Source organism: Proteus faecis, assembly GCF_030286765.1.
Lineage (GTDB): Bacteria > Pseudomonadota > Gammaproteobacteria > Enterobacterales > Enterobacteriaceae > Proteus > Proteus faecis.
In genome coordinates this window covers 224533-243165 of sequence record NZ_JASVWV010000001.1, presented here as the reverse complement: position 1 = coordinate 243165, position 18633 = coordinate 224533, and the positions used below count along the sequence as shown (strand labels likewise).

The window sequence follows — 18633 nt, the reverse complement described above, 5'->3', positions numbered from 1 at the left end:
ACTATGTTGAATAACCGGGCGAGTAAAATCGGGGCCATCCTCTTGGCTCTTTTTTTTGTTCTTACCTACTTATTTCCATTGAACAGCCGGTTATTATGGCAACCAGATGAAACTCGTTATGCGGAAATTAGCCGAGAAATGGTAGTGAGCGGGAACTGGATTGTTCCTCATATGCTCGACATTCGCTATTTTGAGAAGCCCATAGCCGGTTATTGGATCAATAATGTTAGCCAATTAATTTTTGGTCACACCAATTTTGCTGTGCGTTTTGGCTCAGTTATTTCCATTCTTTTAAGCACATTACTTGTCTATTTATTGGCAAGAATGATGTGGCGTAATCGTCAAGTCGCTTTTGTCTCTAGTTTAATCTATTTATCTATGTTCTTAGTGTTTAGCGTAGGCACTTACAGTGTATTAGATCCTATGTTGGCGCTTTGGATTACCGCGAGTATGGTTTGCTGTTTTTGGGCGCTTAAAGCTACCACAGTAAAAACACGAATATTAGCGTGGATAACTTTAGGGCTTGCATGTGGTATGGCATTTATGACCAAAGGATTTTTAGCGTTAGCTATTCCGGTCATTGTTATGATACCTATAACGTTGCATCAAAAACAATTTACGCAAATGTTGCTCTATGGCTTACTTGCTGTATTTAGTGCTGCATTAATTAGTTTGCCGTGGGCATTGGCTATTGCAAAAGCAGAACCTGATTATTGGCACTACTTCTTTTGGGTTGAACATATCCAACGTTTTTCGGGTGAAGATGCTCAACATAGTTCTCCATTTTGGTACTATATCCCAATTGTCTTATTAGGTGTGATCCCTTGGCTTGGATTACTTCCTGGCGCATTAATTGGCGCTTGGAAAAAAAGACGTAAACGTCCTGAATTATTCTTTTTATTCTGTTGGTTTGTTATTCCATTCTTATTTTTTAGTATTGCAAAAGGTAAGTTACCGACTTATATGTTGCCATTTATGGCACCACTAGCAATGCTAATGGCGAAATATGGCGTAGATTGTGCACGCAAATTTAGAATGAAAGCGCTACGTATTAACGGCTATATCAATATTTTTATTGGTGTTGCTGCTGTTATCGCTATTTTAGTTATCCAACTTGTCTCTTCAAAACCTATTTATATGCCATATGAATGGTCTAAATGGGTATTAGCTATAGTGGCATTTTCATTATGGGGCATTATTGGCTACCTTTGTTCTACGCTTAATGGCAAACACTGGTTGTGGGCGGCGTCTTGTTCATTAGGTGTAAGCTTATGTATCGGTCAGGCTATACCCAATAGCAGCGTGGATGGAAAATTACCTCAAGAATTTATTCGCCAAAATATAGAGACATTAAACGCTAGCAAATACATTGTGAGTAATAGTGTTGGTGTTGGTGCGGGATTAGCGTGGGAATTACAGCGTAGTGATATCTATCTTTATGAAAGAACAGGCGAATTGACTTATGGTATTGAAGAGTATCCAGATTCTTATCATAAATTAATTAAACCTGATGATTTTGCTCAATGGTTAGAAGAAGCAAGAAAAGAAGGGAATGTTTCAGTTGTTATTGCTTTTAAAGATCCTAAGAAGTTAGCACAATTGCCAAGACCTGAAGAGTTGGTGACCAACCATCGAGTTGCAATTTTAACTTATGAGAAGCGTGATTAATGTCATTTGTTTTATTGCTAATCGTGAGCTTTTTGACCTGCATAGGACAAGTATGTCAAAAACAAGCGGTGGTTAGCTGGCAAAGTGACTCATTAACAAAAGCCAGAAAAACGATTTTCTGGCTTTTTATTGCCATTGCAATGCTTGGTTTGGGGATGTTATTTTGGTTACGGTTATTACAAATCCTTCCTCTAAGTATTGCTTATCCGATGTTAAGTATTAATTTTATAGTGGTGACATTAATTGGCCAGTTTATTTATAAAGAGCCAGTTAATATAAAACATTGGATTGGCATCGCGTCAATTATGATTGGTATTGTATTGATGAGTATGCAAGCATGAAAGGCTATCTATGGGCAATTGGAAGCGCGCTATTAGTGACGATAGCTCAATTGTTGTTAAAGTTTGGTATGTCTGAACTACCAGATTTACAGCTGGAAAAACAGTGGCTAGATTTCTCATGGTTATGGGCTAATGTAACGCCACTCGCTATTGTGTTTGCTGGCCTTGTCGGTTATGTCCTTTCTATGGTTTGCTGGCTATTTACTTTGCGTACTATTCCTTTAAATAAAGCCTATCCGCTGATCAGCTTAAGTTATGTGTTTGTTTATATTCTTGCAGTGATATTACCTTGGTTTCAAGAAACCCCATCATGGACAAAAACATTGGGTGTAGCATTTATCATGGTTGGAGTGTGGTTAATAAGCCAAAAAACGAAAGAAGTGGAATCACACTAACTGAGTGATTGTAGAATTTATTTTCTGATCATTGTTGTTAATTGTGCGATTTATACTACCAATTATCACTCAGGCATCTTCAATAACTTGTTTTTGCTTAAAAAAGCAGATAGATTTTAACATCTATGGTAACAATAATGGTGGATGCAATGAGAAAGTCTATTTTTTATCCTTTCTTGCTCTGTATTATTCTGCTGGCTGGGTGTTCATCTAGTCCGTCTAAGCGTATTCCACCTGCGCCTCCTTTAAAAACACAACTTTCCGACCCTATCATGGTGATAGTGCAATTAAAATCGCAACTTGAGCAATGGTATGGTACGCCATATAGCTATGGTGGAATGACACCTTCTGGTATTGATTGTTCAGGCTTTGTGTACAAAACTTATAGTGATCGTTTTGATATAAAACTTCCTCGAATGACTATTGATCAAACCAAATATGGTACACAAATCAGTAAAAGTGATTTAATGCCTGGGGATTTGGTTTTTTTCAAAACTGGTGGTGGTGAGAATGGGCTTCATGTCGGTATTTATGATACTGATAATACATTTATCCATGCATCAACTAGCAAAGGGGTAACTCGTTCATCTCTTGATAATGTCTATTGGAAAAAGACATTCTGGCAAGCTCGTCGATTGTAGTTTCGTGCCATTTAACAGCCTAATATATTGAGAGTTATGGTATCTTATACCTTATTTTCTTCATATAGGTATTCCTTATGTCTGGCAGATTGCGTCTGTTAATTTCTGAGTCTTATGATCCTTGGTTTAACCTTGCTGTTGAAGAGTGTATTTTTAGACAAATGCCTGCAGATCAACGCGTACTTTTTCTTTGGCGTAACGATAATACGGTCGTTATTGGTCGAGCACAAAATCCATGGAAAGAGTGTAATACTCGTAAAATGGATGAAGATGGTGTGAAATTAGCTCGTCGTTCGAGTGGTGGTGGTGCTGTTTTCCATGATCTTGGCAATACTTGTTTTACCTTTATGGCAGGAAAGCCAGAATATAATAAAACGATTTCAACTCAAATTATTCTTGATGGATTATTAAAAGCGGGTATTAATGCGACGGCATCAGGACGTAACGATTTAGTGGTTCCTCAAGATGATGGTGAAAGAAAGGTTTCTGGATCAGCCTATAAAGAGACTAAAGATCGCGGTTTTCATCATGGTACATTATTAATAAATGCTAATTTATCTAGATTAGCTAATTACCTCAATCCAGATCCGAAAAAACTTCAAGCCAAAGGTATCACATCTGTACGCTCTCGAGTGGCTAACTTGGTTGAACTCAAGCCTGATATCACTCATGAAAAACTTTGTGAAGCAATTACTGAAAGCTTTTTTGAATATTATGGCGAGCGAGTAGAGGCTGAGATTATTTCACCGCAAAAATTACCTGATTTACCCGGCTTTGAAGAAACATTCACTAAACAAAGTAGTTGGGAATGGAATTTTGGGCAAGCACCTGCATTTTCACATCTTTTAGACAATCGTTTTAAATGGGGTGGGGTTGAGCTACATTTTGATATTGAGCGTGGCAATGTTATTATAAGTCAAATATATACAGACAGTTTAGATCCTGCACCATTAGAAACATTATCCGAGATGTTGGTAGGGCAACGTTATACACCTGAGTCTCTGAAAGGGCTTATTGGGCAACTTATTCAGCGTTATCCTAATAATAAAATAGAGCTTAATGAGCTGCAAGAATGGCTTGTAACAGCGATAGCGTAATTTTTAGCAATGTTAGAAAATAATAAAAAACAAAAAACCAGCTCAAAGGCTGGTTTTTTCATCAAGAATAATGTGATGCGAAATTGATTAGTGATTTTCACATGACATAAAGCAATGAGTGTCTGGCATTTTGCCATTCTCTCTAAATTTAGCGGGTGTAGTATTGAAATGCTTTTTAAATATACGTGTAAATGTTGCTTGAGAGCTAAAACCATACATTAAAGCAATGTCTAAAATAGACATGTCTTTTTCTTGTAATGATTTAGCAGCTTCTAATAAGCGACGTTTGCGAACATATTCGCCTAATGTACAACCTTTGAAATCTTTAAAAATACGTTGCAAGTGCCACTTTGAGTAGCCGCTTTTATTTGCAATCGTATCGATTTTTATACCTTCGTTACGTTGTAACTGGGTTTCTAACCATTTCAGAATATCATTAACGACATTTTCAGCCATAAAACCTCCCACAAAAATGGTGGGGACACAATGCCCAAGTAAATAGAATAGTAACGTATGTTATTTGTAATCTATTTTAAGCATGGGGAGAATAACTGGTAGGCAAAAAGTGCTTTTCGTGATTGATAATCATTATCATAGTGATAGGTTTGATTTATAGAGTTCAAATAAGGTTTAGATTACTGAATCTTTCTGATTAAAAATGTTATTTTGTATGACTTTTATTTTATTGAATTTATTGATTTATTTTTTATCTTAATCGTTCTGTTATGCCTTTTATTTTTATCACTGTTATGTTTTTTTGTGCGAAATACACTCTAATCATTGATTAAGGTGCATTTTGAAGTCAATTTATTTGACTAAGTACCAAAAAAATTAAAATAAGATTTATTAATTAATTTTGGAGTGTTACCTTCGCTGTTTTATTTTCAATAGATAAGCTTATTGAGAATATATTTACTAAGCCACCCTTTAGAAAATCATGTTAAAAGGTGGCTTGATAACAAAAATTTAGACAGTGTCCTTTTTAGCGGCGGGACTCGTCGTTTCTGCCCATGGAGGCCAGCGTAAATCCGTCACACAGACGGTTGCGGTCTAAGAAGTGGGAAGCCTCGCCCGACAGGGCGGGGAGCAGTCACGGGCGTAGAAATACTTGAGGATATAAATGTTCTGGATGAGTATTAACACTCACATCTGCACCATACCATTTTTGAATATTCTCTGTTGTGAGTACGCTGTGTGGTGTACCTTCACAAACTAACTTTCCTTGATGCAGTAATAAAATTCTATCAGCATAAAGAGACGCTAAATTAAGATCATGTAAAACACAACACACCATAAGATTTTGTGTTTTTGCCAATTGTTTTAATAAACGTAAGCTGTGTTGCTGGTGGTAAAGATCAAGTGCGGAGGTTGGTTCATCAAGGAACAATAGCGCTTCTTGTGGTGTAGGGTGCCATAATTGCGCTAATACTCTAGCCAGTTGTACCCGTTGTTGTTCTCCACCCGATAATTGACGATAGTCTCTATCCTTAAACTTTAAACAATCTGTTTGGAGTAGTGCGGTTTCGATTGCAATTTTTTTATGTTGCTGTCCATGAGGTGTTCTTCCCATGGCAACCACTTCCTCGACTGAAAATGAGAATGAGAGTTGACTATTTTGTCGCATAACGGCGCGGTTTTGCGCTAATTGTTGACTATTCCATTGTGAATAGTCTTTTTGTTTAAAATAACACTGGCCTTGTGTTGGAGTTGTATAACCAGTTAATAAACGTAATAGTGATGATTTTCCTGCACCATTAGGGCCGATAATGCTAATTAACTCTCCAGCATTAAGTGAAAGTGATACATCATCAATAATGGTCTTATTGTCAATTCGGTAAGTTAAATTCTTTCCATTGAGTAATGATGCTTTTTGTTTTTCAATCATGACATTCTTCCTGCGGGTTGTCGTAAGATAAGCCAAAGGAAATAAGGGCCACCAATTAATCCTGTAATAAGCCCCACAGGGATTTCTGCTGGAGATACCAGTGTTCGTGATAATGTGTCAGCAGCGAGTAATAGTGTTGAACCACCTAAAATAGTGGCAGGTAACAGCCATATATGATTACTGCCAATACGCATACGAATAAGGTGGGGAACGACAAGTCCAATAAATCCAATAACACCACTTAGTGCGACAGCACAGCCAATTAAGGTAGCGCTAAGAAGTAACAAGATAAATTTGGTTCTTCTTACATTTAGTCCTAAATAATGTGCTTCTTCATCACCAAGTTGTAATAGGTTTAATTTATGGCTTTGCCAACATGCTAAGGTACTGACAGGAATGATCACTAGGGTTGCAATAGATAGGGTTTTCCAGTCAATCTGGCTTAATGATCCCATCATCCATAGTGAGAATTGCCGTAATTGTTGGTCAGTACTGATGTAACTTAATACACCAATAAAAGACATACATAGTGCATTGATAGCAATACCAGCAAGTAATAACCGTGCTAAATTACCATCACTCAATTGATGTAATGAGAAAATAATCATAGCCACAATTAAACCGCCAATAAAGGCGGCAACAATATGACTGTAGAATGCAAAGATGGGTGAAAAAGAGAAGGGTAGAATAATGACAATAGCGACCATTAGTGCTGCACCGCTACTAATACCAAGTAAACCAGGATCAGCTAATGAGTTTCTAAATAACCCCTGCATTATCGCACCCGATATTGCTAAAGCACCGCCAACAAGAATCGCTAATAAAACGCGAGGTAGACGGATATCTAACCAAACTTGCCATTCGATATCATCAAAAGAACTATTCCATAATGTATGAAACGAAAGGGCTAATGCACCGCTATTCACAGAAATTAATGTAACAGTGGTGAGTAAAAAGAGTAAAACAAAAATACTCATCCACGGTGAACGAAAACGAGACATTATTGCTCCAATGCTTGACGAATTTGATGCATGACTTCTGGTGTTGAGAGTGTAAAGCCTAATAATCCCATATCATCAACAACAACATAATGTTTGTTTTTACCCGCTGGTGTGTATTTTATGCCAGGTAAATTCCACAGTTTTTCAATTCCACCAATGCCTTTAATACCTTCTTTGGTGACTAACAAAATATCAGGTTGGCTTGCAATAACACCTTCTTGAGAAAGTGGACGATAACTTGTAAACCCTTGCATGGCATTTTTACCACCAACTAATGAAATAATGGTATCGGCTGCTGTATCTTGACCTGCGGCCATAGGAACAACGCCACCATGGCTCATGATATATATGATTTTTTTATCGATAGGTGTGGTTGAAATTTGCTTGAAAGAGAGGGCTAGTTTCTCTTTTAGTTGGTTTCCTTCTTGTTCCTTATTTAAAACGGTCGCAATAGTGTCTATTTTTTCATTAATGGCTTCTAATGAATGTGTACCTGTAATCGTTTTAACTGCGACTCCAGCCTCTTTAATACGACGTAATGCTAAAGAAGGGCGAGCTAATTCGCTGGTAATGATCAACGTTGGTTTGACAGATAAGATCCCTTCAGGGTTTAGCATTCGCATATACCCCACATCAGGAAGTGCTTTCACGCGTTCAGGAACTAAGCTAGTACTGTCTCTTGCAATAACCTGCTCACCTGCACCTAATGCGAAAACAATTTCTGTAATATCACCACCAATAGTAACGATACGTTCATTGGCCAAAGTGATGAACGACATGACACTACACAGGATCAAAAGAAGCCATTTTTTCATTAATTCATTCTCCGATTAGGCTATTTTAGTGAGGGTATTCACTTGTTCGCGCCACTGTTGTTGCTCTGGGGTACCCTCAGTGCGTTGTCCATAAAGTTGAGCAATTTGTTGTCCCTTGCTATCAAAGATTTCAAGGCTAGTCACAAACCCATCTTGAGTTGGTTTACGTGTTACCCAACTTTCGGCAATTTCGCTTTCAATTAAATGAAGCGTAAAAGCAGGATTGAAAACGTTGATCCAAACTTGCTCACTATTTTCAAATTGATGAGGTACTAGGCGATCAATTTGGCCTGTGAAGATTTGTACACAACCACGGCTACCGACAAATATCATGATCTCGTTTTGTGCTTCTTTTGCGAGCTCTAATAAGGTTTTCAACGCGCTGTTATCGACCTGATAAGCAAGGTCGTCAGGAACAGCTTTAAAGGCTTGTTGGCGACTTAAGTTATTTTCTTTTAGTAATTTGAAGAACTGGTGAACATCAGTCATTGAACGCCATTGTTGTTCAAGTTGTGTCGCTAATTCATCACTAACAGGCGTGTTTGAGTATGGTTCAACAGGGGTGATATCCAGAGCAGGATTTTCTTCCAATATAAATGATTGAATAAGCGTATTCCATTCATCCATATTTGTGTTCTCTGTCGCATAGACTTTATGTAATGCATCACCATGCATATCAAAGAATTGAATGCTATAACGTGTTCCTTTTGATGTCTCTTCGGCAAGTGCAAAAATGCTTGACCAATAAGCGAAGAAAAAACGTAAATCCATTGCACGTGGATTCAAGATTAAACCTGCATGATCGTTAAAACGTGCATTGGTATATTCACCAAGGTGTTCATGAACAGCAATATCATTTCGAGTAATCGCTTTGACTTCACCAACTTTGCTTAATGCTTTTAATAATTCTTGTACATCATTGCGTAGACGTTTTGCATCATGTCCTACACGGGCATAAGTGAGTTCAGCTTCACTGACATTTAAGTAAGCAGCGAGATCACGCGCATATGATGCTTTTTTATCCGCTTTAGCCTGCAGGTAGCTCTCATAAAGAGGTTTATTCACAGAAACTCCTATTATATCGTTGATTTTATTGTTGATTACCATTGATAACTCACAAGTACTTTTGCATTTCGGCCTTCTTGAGGAATACCAGCAGAAGAATAATAAGTTTTATCAAATGCGTTACTTAGTACAAATGAGGTTGTTAGCCCCTTTAATGAGGCATGACCTTCATAGCGAAGATAAAAATCATTAACGCCGTAACCTGCTTGTTGTTGATTGATTGGGCGATTAAAACGGTTATGTTTGGTAAAATCCGTTTTTTTGGTAAATTGACCAACCCAGCCGACAGAAAAATCGGTACTTGGTACAGGTACATCAAAGCGACTGGTTAATGTATCTGGCTCAATTGAGGTAATTGAGGCATTAGTCGCATTATCTTTCCCTTTGGTATGGTTGTAGGCTAAATCCCAATTAAAGAATTTCGATTGGTAATTCATAGAAACATCCCATCCCCAAATAGTTGCTCTTGAAATATTAGTTGATTGTGTATATCCCTGAAAAATAGCAACATCTGCATCAATATAATCTTTTGTGCGAGTATTGAAATGGGCAGCTTTAATTTTCAGATTATCATTATTAGATAATAAGTCGTCGAATTGGAAACCAAATCCATATTCAGTTGTTGAATTGGTTTCGGGTTTTAAATTAGGATTTGGACGCCAATAGTTTGTTGGTGCGCCGGGGAGCGGTGAATCAAAATGTTTTGCATCGTTATACATCTCACCTAAAGTTGGTGCTCTAAATGCCTGTGAGTAAGAGGTGTAAAGCATTGACCAATCCGTCGGTGTGATACTGATAGCTCCTTTTGATGACCATTTATCCGCAGTAATGTCATCATAACGATCGTTTTGGCTTTTATATTTGTCAAAACGCGTTCCTAAAATTAAAGAGACAGGTAAATCACGTAAAGTGATCTCATCTTGCACCCAACCTGACATAAACCGGATATCGGCTTGTGGGAAGCTTTCTGTATTTTGGCTTGGCGATTGTTTTTGTTTATAAACCTCGCCACCATAAGTTAATCCATGTGATGCAAAACTGTATGTGCCCATTTGTGAGCGGTTTTCGAGTTTTACACCATAGGTTTTTTGCTCTCGACCCTCAAATCCTTTTTGTATCGTTTTAGCATTAATATCAACTTCACTGTAATAAGCCTGTGTTTTCAAATTAATCCACTGCTGATCTGAAGGTGCAAATTGATAGGTTAACTGAATATCTTTTTGTGTCGTGGTACGATCAGTTTCGACATTAGCAGATGTGGGATTTGAGGGAACTTGAGGGTTTTTGGGCTGATTTGTATTGTTATGGTAATAGCGGAACTGCCCACTTAACGTGTTGCTATCATCAATTAACCAGCGTCCTTTAGAAAGGAGATTAATAATGGTTTCGTCATTTTGTGCGCGATAACCGCCACCATAACGGGTATCACCTTTATCGCGGGCAGATAATGCGACGAGTCCATCAAGATTATCATGTCTACCAAAAGCCGTAACACCGAAACCTTGGCTATGTTGAGCGGTATTACCCAGTCCAGTAATACGTACGCCACCTTGTTCGTTTTTTAAAAGTAGATCGTTTGCATTAACAGTATCGTAAGCGATTACACCACCAAGAGCACCACTACCATATAAAAGTGCAGAAGGACCACGAATAACTTCAACTTGTTTTATAAGTAGAGGGTCAATAAATACACTGTCTATATGGCCAGTATCTGTTCCTTGGCGCACGCCATCTACAAGTGTTAGTATTCCATTTTTACTGTATCCACGCATACTGATGGTTTCACCATTAGTACGGCCTGCTCCCGAAATAGAAATCCCAGGTATATGACGAAGTAATTCAGAAGCACTTCCTGCGGTTGCTGACAACGCATTGTTGTTTTTTATAACCGTTGATATCATCGGTAATGTGAAGCTATCGCGTTCATTACCTGTTGAATAAACCGTAAGTACCTCTGTTTTTCTTCTCTCATCAGCTTGTGTTTTCTCTTGTGCTGACGCACAGGCAGAAGAGACCGCAATAGTCAGCAAACTAAACTTAATTAATAAAGATGACTGAGACATGTAGATAGATCTCCGGTATTTAATGGGCTGGTAAACAGCCCTTTGGTATATAAATCATTGCTCCTTATCTACCAGCGATAACTGACGGACATTTTGATATTTCTGCCTTCTTGTGGAACACCTAATGCTGAGAAATATTCTCGATTAAAGGCATTTGCGAGCACTAATGCGGCTTGAATATCTTTATTGTTTTTAGATTGATAAGTGATTGAAAAATCATGAATGCCATAGCCTGGATATTGAGTAATAAGCTCTTGCATTCGATTTGTTGTTTGGCCTTTTACGTGAGGTGCTCGCCCTTTATGTGTACCTTTATTTTCTGTTGCGCTGGCAAATTTGCCTGACCACCCTAATGAGAAAGGCGTTTTAACAATAGGAAGTTGAATAAAGGTTGTGAGCACTTCGGGGCGAACCGGTGAAATAGTTTCATGGGTAGTTAATTCAAGAGTTTGAGTACGGTTATAGCCTAACCCAATAGAAATTAATGGGTGTGCATAGCGTAAGCTAAGATCTACGCCTTCAATAAGCGCCATAGGAATATTAATAGCTTGCAAATGAAGCTTTTTCGTTAATACTCGGGCGTCCCAAATGTCATATGTAATATAGTCTATTGCTTTTGTATCAAAATAAACTGCATTCAGAGAAAACTCATCATCAGAGGTTAATAAGTGTGAAAAAGTCAGTTTTCCACCATATTCCCAAGTTCGATTTTTCTCTGGGCTAAGATTAGGGTTTGGGATCCAAAATCCTTTTGCAGTACGACCCCAAATAGCCGGTATTTCAAAATGAAGTGAATCGTTAAACATTTCATTGAGTGTTGGTACTCTCATATTGGTTGAATATGAGGTATAGAGTTGTAACCATTGTGTTGGTGTAAAGGTTAGCGCAATATTTTTACTGATATTGCTTTCACTTGTTTGATGAAAATCGGGTTTATGCTGTTTAAATTCCGCTAAAAGTGAATTTAATTCACTCTGAGGTTTATTTTTATAATAGTGATAACGTAAACCTGTTGTTAATGCTAAAGGTAAATGTGGTGTTGATAACTGACTTTCTATCCAGCCAGCGGCATAAAACATTTTTGCGAGAGGAAAGTTTTTAGCTGCTTGGTTAGAAACCATTTTTTGTTGATAAGCTTCTGAACCTAAAGTAATTGTTTGGTTTAATTTATCTGAATAAGAAAGTTGAGAGTTATTCTCAATTTTTAATCCATGAGTAAATTGTGTCCGATCTTCATTTCTACCTATTTTCCCTTGTTGGTTTTTTCGGCGTTGATAATCAGAAAGGGAGGTATCCGTTAAAAATATTTGATTGATATTGAATTGTGAATAATACAAATGGCTGGTTAAATTAACCAAATTGTGTGTTTCTGGCTCATAATGATAAGTGATTGAATAATTTTTTTGTTCAGATTTACGTTCTACTTGGTTACTTTCATTTTTTCCAAACCCACCCATGCGATGTAAAACTTCTCGCTGAGTGCCTTTATTCTCATAATGTCGCGCTGAAAAAATAAAGGTCTGATTTTCTGTTGGATAAAGATAAGCTTTAGCAAAAAAGTTATTAATGTGTTCGTGGTTTTCGAGCTTATCACCATTCGCTAAGCGAATAGGGCCGCGTTGACGTTGACTGTAAGCAAATAAACCTTCAATAAGATCGTGGCGTCCCGCAATAATCCCCCCATAAGTGAAGTGTCTATCTGCGGATGAAAGTGAGGTAAATAATTTGGCGCTGAGTTTTTCATCTCTCTTTAGTAAGCTATGAGGATCAAGTGTTTGAAATGAAACAACGCCACCCATAGCACCATTGCCATGTAATACAGGGGATGAACCATGTTTTATATCAATACGTTTAACTAATGAAGGATCGAGAAAAATCCCACCTAAATTGTTGATAGTATTTTCTAAAGGTTGCTCGATACCATCGACTAAGATCTTAACGCCTTTTTGATCATAACCACGCATAAGGATATTCGCGCCATTCGTAACACCTGTTCCTGATATGGTTGCACCAGCGACTTTATTTAGCATTTCACCAGTTGTTGATGCGATTTGTGCTTGAGGTGTTGAATTATCAAGAATGGAATGAAAATCATGAGTTGTTTTATCAATGTAATGACCGACAACCGTGAGAGCGTCCGTCTCTGTATTGTCTGATTGTGCAGAGGCGATAGAGGGGCACAACAAATAAAGTGCTGTTGTTATACCAGAATATTTGAAATATTTTTTCAGCATACACATACCATAAATGTCCATAAAAAATCCTTGTATATGGAGTTATTTAGCTGGCTGCCTAGCTGAGGTAATAGGTGGCTTGCAAGTTATTGTCGAAAATGATTATTTAGTCAGGATTAATTTTCCTGCTTTTGTCTGACGTAGTTGATACAACTCTCCGTTGTGTTGAATGTAAACCACGCCATCTTTACCCAATAATTCAATACTATTAATGGATTGAATTATTGAAGAGTGAGAGTTCTGATGGATTGAAGAACTATTTAAATTATGAGCTTTTTTATTCATAACATACTAAGAGTAATAAGCGTTATCATTATGATAATCATTATCGTTAACTAGAATATTTAGACAAGCTTTTTTTAACGTAAAGACGTAAAATTAAGTCATATTGTGAATAATAAAGCGTGATGCGATGAGAATTAGAACAGTGGAATAAAGGTGAGGTTATATCTTTATCAAAATAGAGTGGGAGCAAAATAAAAAGGGGATAGAAATACCCCCTTTAGCATAATGTGGTTATTTAAATCGACTCTCAACGGCTTGTGCTAATAATTCAATAAGTTGTTCTGTATCATTCCAACTTAAACAAGGATCAGTGATCGATTGTCCATAATTAAGAGGTTTATTTTGCACGACTTTTTGTGAGCCTTCTTGTAAAAAGCTTTCAGCCATCACGCCAACAATCGCTTGTGAGCCATCTTTAATTTGTTGAGCAACATTTCTGGCTACTTCTAATTGGCGACGATGAATTTTTTCACAGTTACCATGGCTAAAATCGATAATAAGATGTTCTGGTAAATCTACTTGTTTTAGTGCATCCACTGCATCAGCAATATCACTTGCGTGATAATTCGGTTTTTTGCCGCCACGTAGAATGATATGACCATAAGGATTACCACTGGTTTGGTAAATCGTCATACGACCATTTTTATCTGGTGATAAGAACGTATGACCCACTCGAGAAGCGCGAATAGCATCAATTGCGATACGGGTATTACCATCAGTGCCATTTTTAAAGCCGACAGGGCAAGAGAGTGCGGATGCCATTTCACGATGAACTTGGCTTTCTGTTGTTCTGGCACCAATGGCACCCCAACTAATTAAATCTGCAATATATTGGCCTGTGACCATATCGAGAAATTCAGTTGCAGTGGGCAAACCTAATGCATTTATTTCAATTAATAGTTTTCTTGCAAGGCGAATACCTTCGTTGACATTGCAAGAGTTATCAAGGTAAGGATCAGAGATTAAACCTTTCCAGCCAATGACCGTACGTGGCTTTTCAAAGTAGGTTCTCATGACGATTTCTAGGCAGTCTTGATAACAGTCTTTTAACTGATTAAGCTTAGTTGCGTACTCTTTAGCAGCTTTAGGATCATGAATAGAGCAAGGCCCTACAATCACTAATAATCGCTGGTCTTCACCGGTGAGGATCGCTTCAATTCGTTTACGTGCTGATGTGATATTTTGGATTATCTCATCAGAAATGGGGAACTCTTTTGCTAAGGTTTCTGGCGTTACCAGACTGTCTAAAGCCTTAGTCCGTAGTTCGTCTGTCTTTAACATAATTTATCTCAATAAATATACAGGGTAAGTCTACCCAGTGATTAAGATCACAATAAACGAAATTCAGCTAATTTCACAGTCTTCTCAGTGAAAAACCAATAAAAAAATGACGAAAATGCGTTAGAACATTCTTCTTGCTAATCCCATAGAATCAATCACCTTGGTTGAAATTTCTTCAACCGAATAATTGGTTGTATTGAGATAAGGGATATTGTTTTTTCTAAAAAGCGCTTCTACTTCTGCTAATTCAATTCTACATTGGCGAATTGAAGCATAACGGCTATTTTCACGACGTTCACCACGAATAGCTGCAAGCCGTTCTGGCGCAATGGTTAATCCAAATAATTTATTCTGATACTCTTTTAATTCTTTAGGTAATTTTAAGAAATCCATATCATCCGCAGTAAATGGGTAGTTGGCAGCTTGAATACCGAATTGCATTGCTAAATAGAGGCTGGTGGGAGTTTTTCCACAACGAGAAACACCAATTAAGATCACTTGAGCTTGGTCAAGATTACGTAATGATATGCCATCATCATGGGAAAGGGTGTATTCGATGGCAGCAATACGAGCATCGTATTTACTAAGATTTTTTTCAGTTAATCCATGGGTTTTATTTAATTTTGGTGATGCGTTGATCCCCATTTCTTTTTCAAGTGGTATTACGAGAGATTGCACAATATCCTGACAAAAACCCTCACTGCTATTTATTATCTGTTTAACTTCAGGACTGATAATCGAATAAAAAACAAGAGGTTTAGCGCCACTCTTTTTATAAATTTCAGAGATTTTCTGTTTTATTTCTTCAGCTCTTTCCACCGTAGAAACAAAAGGTAATGTATAACTTTTCATTTTTAATGGAAATTGAGAAAGTACCGCATGACCTAATACTTCGGCAGTAATCGCTGTACCATCCGAGATAAAAAAGACTGTTCTATCAATAGGTTCATTATTATCACAATTAATAGAATTTAAGCTTAATATCATAACGCGCACCTTTTTTTAGCTGAATTAGCAAATCAAACAATATTATCTAAAGCATTTTTAGTGATTATAAAGGATAAAAAAATAAAGTTTTCTGGTTGATCGATTCACCTTTCTATATTCAGCATCACATTGTGATACGCTTATTTACGTTGTCATTTTGACAGCGGGTTTTTCTTTTTTTCTCTCTCTCATAATTGTTTAAAAAAGGATTGTTCTCAATGTCCAGCAATAGCCTCACCCCGTGCAATGTGCTTTGGTATAACCAATTGGGTATGAATGACGTTGATCGTGTTGGTGGGAAAAATGCTTCCCTCGGTGAAATGATCACAAACCTAGCGGAACTGGGTGTTTCTGTTCCTAATGGGTTTGCTACCACAGCGCAAGCGTTTAATGATTTTCTGGAACAGAGCGGTATCAATCAGCGTATTTATGAATTACTTGATAGTGTTGATGTTGATGATGTTAATCAACTGGCTCAAGCAGGTAATCAAATTCGCCAGTGGGTAATTGATACACCTTTTACGCCTCAGTTTGAAAAAGATATTCGTGACGCTTATCTCACATTAAGTGAAGGTGAATCTGAAGCTTCATTTGCCGTTCGTTCATCTGCAACTGCAGAAGATATGCCTGATGCTTCTTTTGCAGGCCAACAAGAGACGTTTTTAAACGTTCAAGGTATTGATGCCATACTTGTTGCAATCAAACATGTGTTTGCTTCGTTGTTTAACGACCGTGCAATCTCTTATCGTGTTCACCAAGGTTATGATCACCGAGGTGTTGCGTTATCTGCGGGTGTTCAACGTATGGTGCGTTCTGATCTTGCTTCTTCGGGTGTGATGTTTACTATCGATACTGAATCAGGCTTTGATCAAGTTGTCTTTATTACATCAGCTTATGGTTTAGGTGAAATGGTTGTACAGGGTGCAGTTAACCCAGATGAGTTCTATGTACACAAGCCAACTTTAGCAAAAGGTTTACCTTCTATTGTTCGTCGTAATCTTGGTTCTAAAAAGATCCAAATGGTTTATGCAGACAGTGTTGAACATGGTAAACAAGTTCGTATTGAAGATACACCAGAGTCACTGCGCAATCGTTTCTCTTTGACTGATCATGAAGTTCAAGAGTTGGCTAAACAAGCTGTATTGATTGAACGTCACTATGGTCGTCCAATGGATATCGAATGGGCTAAAGATGGCCATAATGGTCGTTTATACATTGTTCAGGCTCGCCCAGAAACAGTTCGTTCTAACCAACAAGTTATGGAACGCTATCAATTAAATGAAAGTGGCTCTGTTATTATTGAAGGCCGTGCTATTGGTCATCGTATTGGTACAGGTGCCGTTAAAGTTATTCATAACTTAAGTGAGATGGATAGAATTGAAGCGGGTGATGTGCTGGTTACTGACATGACAGACCCAGATTGGGAACCTATCATGAAAAAAGCCTCCGCGATTGTGACTAACCGTGGTGGTAGAACATGTCATGCTGCAATTATTGCTCGTGAGTTAGGTATTCCAGCTGTTGTTGGTTGTGGTGATGCAACAGAATGTATTACTGAAGGACAAGTTGTAACCGTTTCTTGTGCTGAAGGTGACACAGGATTTGTTTACGATGGCAAACTTGATTTTTCTATTCAGAGCTCCGCAATCGATAATATGCCTGAATTAGGGCTCAAAATCATGATGAACGTCGGCAATCCTGATCGTGCATTTGATTTTGCAGGTTTACCAAATGATGGTGTTGGTCTTGCGCGTTTGGAATTTATTATTAACCGCATGATTGGTGTGCATCCTCGTGCATTATTAGAGTATGACGACCAAACTGAAGCACTGAAAGCCGAAATCAATGAAATGATGGCAGGTTATGAGTCTCCTGTTGAGTATTACATCAGTAAATTAACAGAAGGGATTGCAACATTAGCCGCCGCATTCTGGCCTAAACGCGTTATTGTTCGTTTATCTGACTTTAAATCTAACGAATATGCCAACTTAGTGGGGGGCGATCGTTATGAGCCAGATGAAGAGAACCCAATGTTAGGATTCCGTGGTGCGGGTCGTTATGTTTCTGATGATTTCCGTCGTTGCTTCGCGCTTGAATGTGAAGCGGTAAAACGTGTTCGTAATAATATGGGCTTAGATAATGTTGAAGTCATGATCCCATTTGTGCGTACTGTCCGCCAAGCTGAAGAGGTGATTGACGAATTAGCGGCAAATGGTTTAAAACGTGGTGAGAACGGCTTAAAAGTCATTATGATGTGTGAAATTCCATCAAATGCCTTATTAGCGGATAAATTCTTAGAACACTTTGATGGTTTCTCTATCGGCTCTAACGATATGACCCAATTAACATTAGGTCTTGACCGTGATTCAGGTGTGGTTTCTTCACTGTTTGATGAACGCAATGATGCAGTGAAAGCACTATTATCAATGGCAATCCAAGCTGCAAAACGTAATGGAAAATATGTGGGTATCTGTGGTCAAGGACCTTCTGATCATGAAGATTTCGCACAATGGTTAATGGAAGAAGGAATTGATAGTTTATCTTTAAACCCAGATACTGTAATTAAAACTTGGGTAAAATTAGCGCAATAGAATTAATATCATCGCTATAAATAAAAAGCTCACAATATAATGTGAGCTTTTTTTATACAATTATATAAATAATAGGTAAAAAAAAAGCCTATCATGGGCTGACAGGCAAAGACTACACACAGCAATATTTTATATTCTTTAATTCCGCCAATTAATTTATTAATATGTACGGCGAAATTATTAATTTGATGAAACATTTGTTTCGTTGATATTTATATTAAGAGAAATGCGTTAATTATGCTCTAAGAATTATCTCAATAAAAAGATTATTGGTTTATTTAAAA

General features: G+C 37.6%; 16 protein-coding genes and 1 pseudogene. 7 read left to right on the top strand and 10 right to left on the bottom strand.

Going from position 1 to position 18633, the window contains the following annotated elements; genetic code table 11:
* The first annotated feature begins 3 nt into the window (after positions 1 to 3).
* The 5 genes from arnT to lplA all read left to right on the top strand — a co-directional run bounded on the left by arnT (position 4) and on the right by lplA (position 4142).
* Positions 4 to 1668, top strand: a complete 1665-nt coding sequence (gene arnT, locus QSH13_RS01115) for a lipid IV(A) 4-amino-4-deoxy-L-arabinosyltransferase (protein ID WP_109406361.1) — start codon at positions 4 to 6, stop codon at positions 1666 to 1668.
* Positions 1668 to 2009, top strand: coding sequence for a 4-amino-4-deoxy-L-arabinose-phosphoundecaprenol flippase subunit ArnE (gene arnE, locus QSH13_RS01110; RefSeq protein ID WP_109397275.1), 342 nt, complete (start codon positions 1668 to 1670; stop codon positions 2007 to 2009). The genes arnT and arnE overlap by 1 nt, the downstream gene beginning before the upstream one ends.
* Positions 2006 to 2404 carry a 4-amino-4-deoxy-L-arabinose-phosphoundecaprenol flippase subunit ArnF gene (gene arnF, locus QSH13_RS01105; RefSeq protein WP_196543965.1) on the top strand — a complete coding sequence of 133 codons (399 nt, stop codon included), beginning with the start codon at positions 2006 to 2008 and terminating at the stop codon, positions 2402 to 2404. Before arnE ends, arnF begins: the two co-directional genes overlap by 4 nt.
* 149 nt (positions 2405 to 2553) lie before the next feature.
* On the top strand, positions 2554 to 3045 hold the full coding sequence (locus QSH13_RS01100; protein WP_109397694.1) for a C40 family peptidase: 492 nt from the start codon (positions 2554 to 2556) through the stop codon (positions 3043 to 3045).
* 77 nt (positions 3046 to 3122) lie between these two features.
* Complete coding sequence (gene lplA, locus QSH13_RS01095) at positions 3123 to 4142, top strand: lipoate--protein ligase (protein ID WP_286038702.1); 1020 nt, start codon at positions 3123 to 3125, stop codon at positions 4140 to 4142.
* An 87-nt stretch (positions 4143 to 4229) separates the two neighbouring features.
* Here the strand turns inward: lplA and QSH13_RS01090 are convergent, their stop codons facing one another.
* Positions 4230 to 4598, bottom strand: coding sequence for a helix-turn-helix domain-containing protein (locus QSH13_RS01090; RefSeq protein WP_069369334.1), 369 nt, complete (start codon positions 4596 to 4598; stop codon positions 4230 to 4232).
* Between the two features lie 529 nt (positions 4599 to 5127).
* Between QSH13_RS01090 and QSH13_RS01085 the strand changes: the two are divergent.
* Positions 5128 to 5196: pseudogene (locus tag QSH13_RS01085) on the top strand (RNA-guided endonuclease InsQ/TnpB family protein); the annotation flags it as partial.
* Between the two features lie 36 nt (positions 5197 to 5232).
* Here QSH13_RS01085 and QSH13_RS01080 read toward each other — a convergent pair.
* The 9 genes from QSH13_RS01080 to ppsR form a co-directional block, all read right to left on the bottom strand.
* Positions 5233 to 6027 carry a heme ABC transporter ATP-binding protein gene (locus QSH13_RS01080; RefSeq protein WP_196543963.1) on the bottom strand — a complete coding sequence of 265 codons (795 nt, stop codon included), beginning with the start codon at positions 6025 to 6027 and terminating at the stop codon, positions 5233 to 5235.
* Complete coding sequence (locus QSH13_RS01075; protein ID WP_286038701.1) at positions 6024 to 7028, bottom strand: FecCD family ABC transporter permease; 1005 nt, start codon at positions 7026 to 7028, stop codon at positions 6024 to 6026. Before QSH13_RS01075 ends, QSH13_RS01080 begins: the two co-directional genes overlap by 4 nt.
* Positions 7028 to 7843, bottom strand: a complete 816-nt coding sequence (locus QSH13_RS01070; protein ID WP_196543962.1) for a heme/hemin ABC transporter substrate-binding protein — start codon at positions 7841 to 7843, stop codon at positions 7028 to 7030. Before QSH13_RS01070 ends, QSH13_RS01075 begins: the two co-directional genes overlap by 1 nt.
* Before the next feature lie 15 nt (positions 7844 to 7858).
* Positions 7859 to 8908, bottom strand: coding sequence for a hemin-degrading factor (locus QSH13_RS01065; protein WP_196543961.1), 1050 nt, complete (start codon positions 8906 to 8908; stop codon positions 7859 to 7861).
* A 35-nt stretch (positions 8909 to 8943) separates the two neighbouring features.
* Complete coding sequence (locus QSH13_RS01060) at positions 8944 to 10971, bottom strand: TonB-dependent hemoglobin/transferrin/lactoferrin family receptor (RefSeq protein ID WP_286038700.1); 2028 nt, start codon at positions 10969 to 10971, stop codon at positions 8944 to 8946.
* Between the two features lie 68 nt (positions 10972 to 11039).
* Positions 11040 to 13226 (bottom strand): TonB-dependent receptor domain-containing protein, encoded by a 2187-nt coding sequence (locus QSH13_RS01055; RefSeq protein WP_286038699.1) that lies wholly within the window; start codon positions 13224 to 13226, stop codon positions 11040 to 11042.
* A gap of 81 nt (positions 13227 to 13307) precedes the next feature.
* Positions 13308 to 13490, bottom strand: a complete 183-nt coding sequence (hemP, locus tag QSH13_RS01050; RefSeq protein ID WP_109397284.1) for a hemin uptake protein HemP — start codon at positions 13488 to 13490, stop codon at positions 13308 to 13310.
* 231 nt (positions 13491 to 13721) lie between these two features.
* On the bottom strand, positions 13722 to 14771 hold the full coding sequence (locus QSH13_RS01045) for a 3-deoxy-7-phosphoheptulonate synthase (RefSeq protein WP_196543958.1): 1050 nt from the start codon (positions 14769 to 14771) through the stop codon (positions 13722 to 13724).
* A 120-nt stretch (positions 14772 to 14891) separates the two neighbouring features.
* The gene (ppsR, locus tag QSH13_RS01040) at positions 14892 to 15758 is read right to left on the bottom strand and encodes a posphoenolpyruvate synthetase regulatory kinase/phosphorylase PpsR (protein WP_109397286.1); all 867 of its coding nucleotides are present in this window, start codon (positions 15756 to 15758) and stop codon (positions 14892 to 14894) included.
* 218 nt (positions 15759 to 15976) lie between these two features.
* Between ppsR and ppsA the strand changes: the two genes are divergently transcribed.
* Complete coding sequence (gene ppsA / locus QSH13_RS01035; RefSeq protein ID WP_109406357.1) at positions 15977 to 18349, top strand: phosphoenolpyruvate synthase; 2373 nt, start codon at positions 15977 to 15979, stop codon at positions 18347 to 18349.
* The last annotated feature ends 284 nt before the right edge of the window (positions 18350 to 18633 follow it).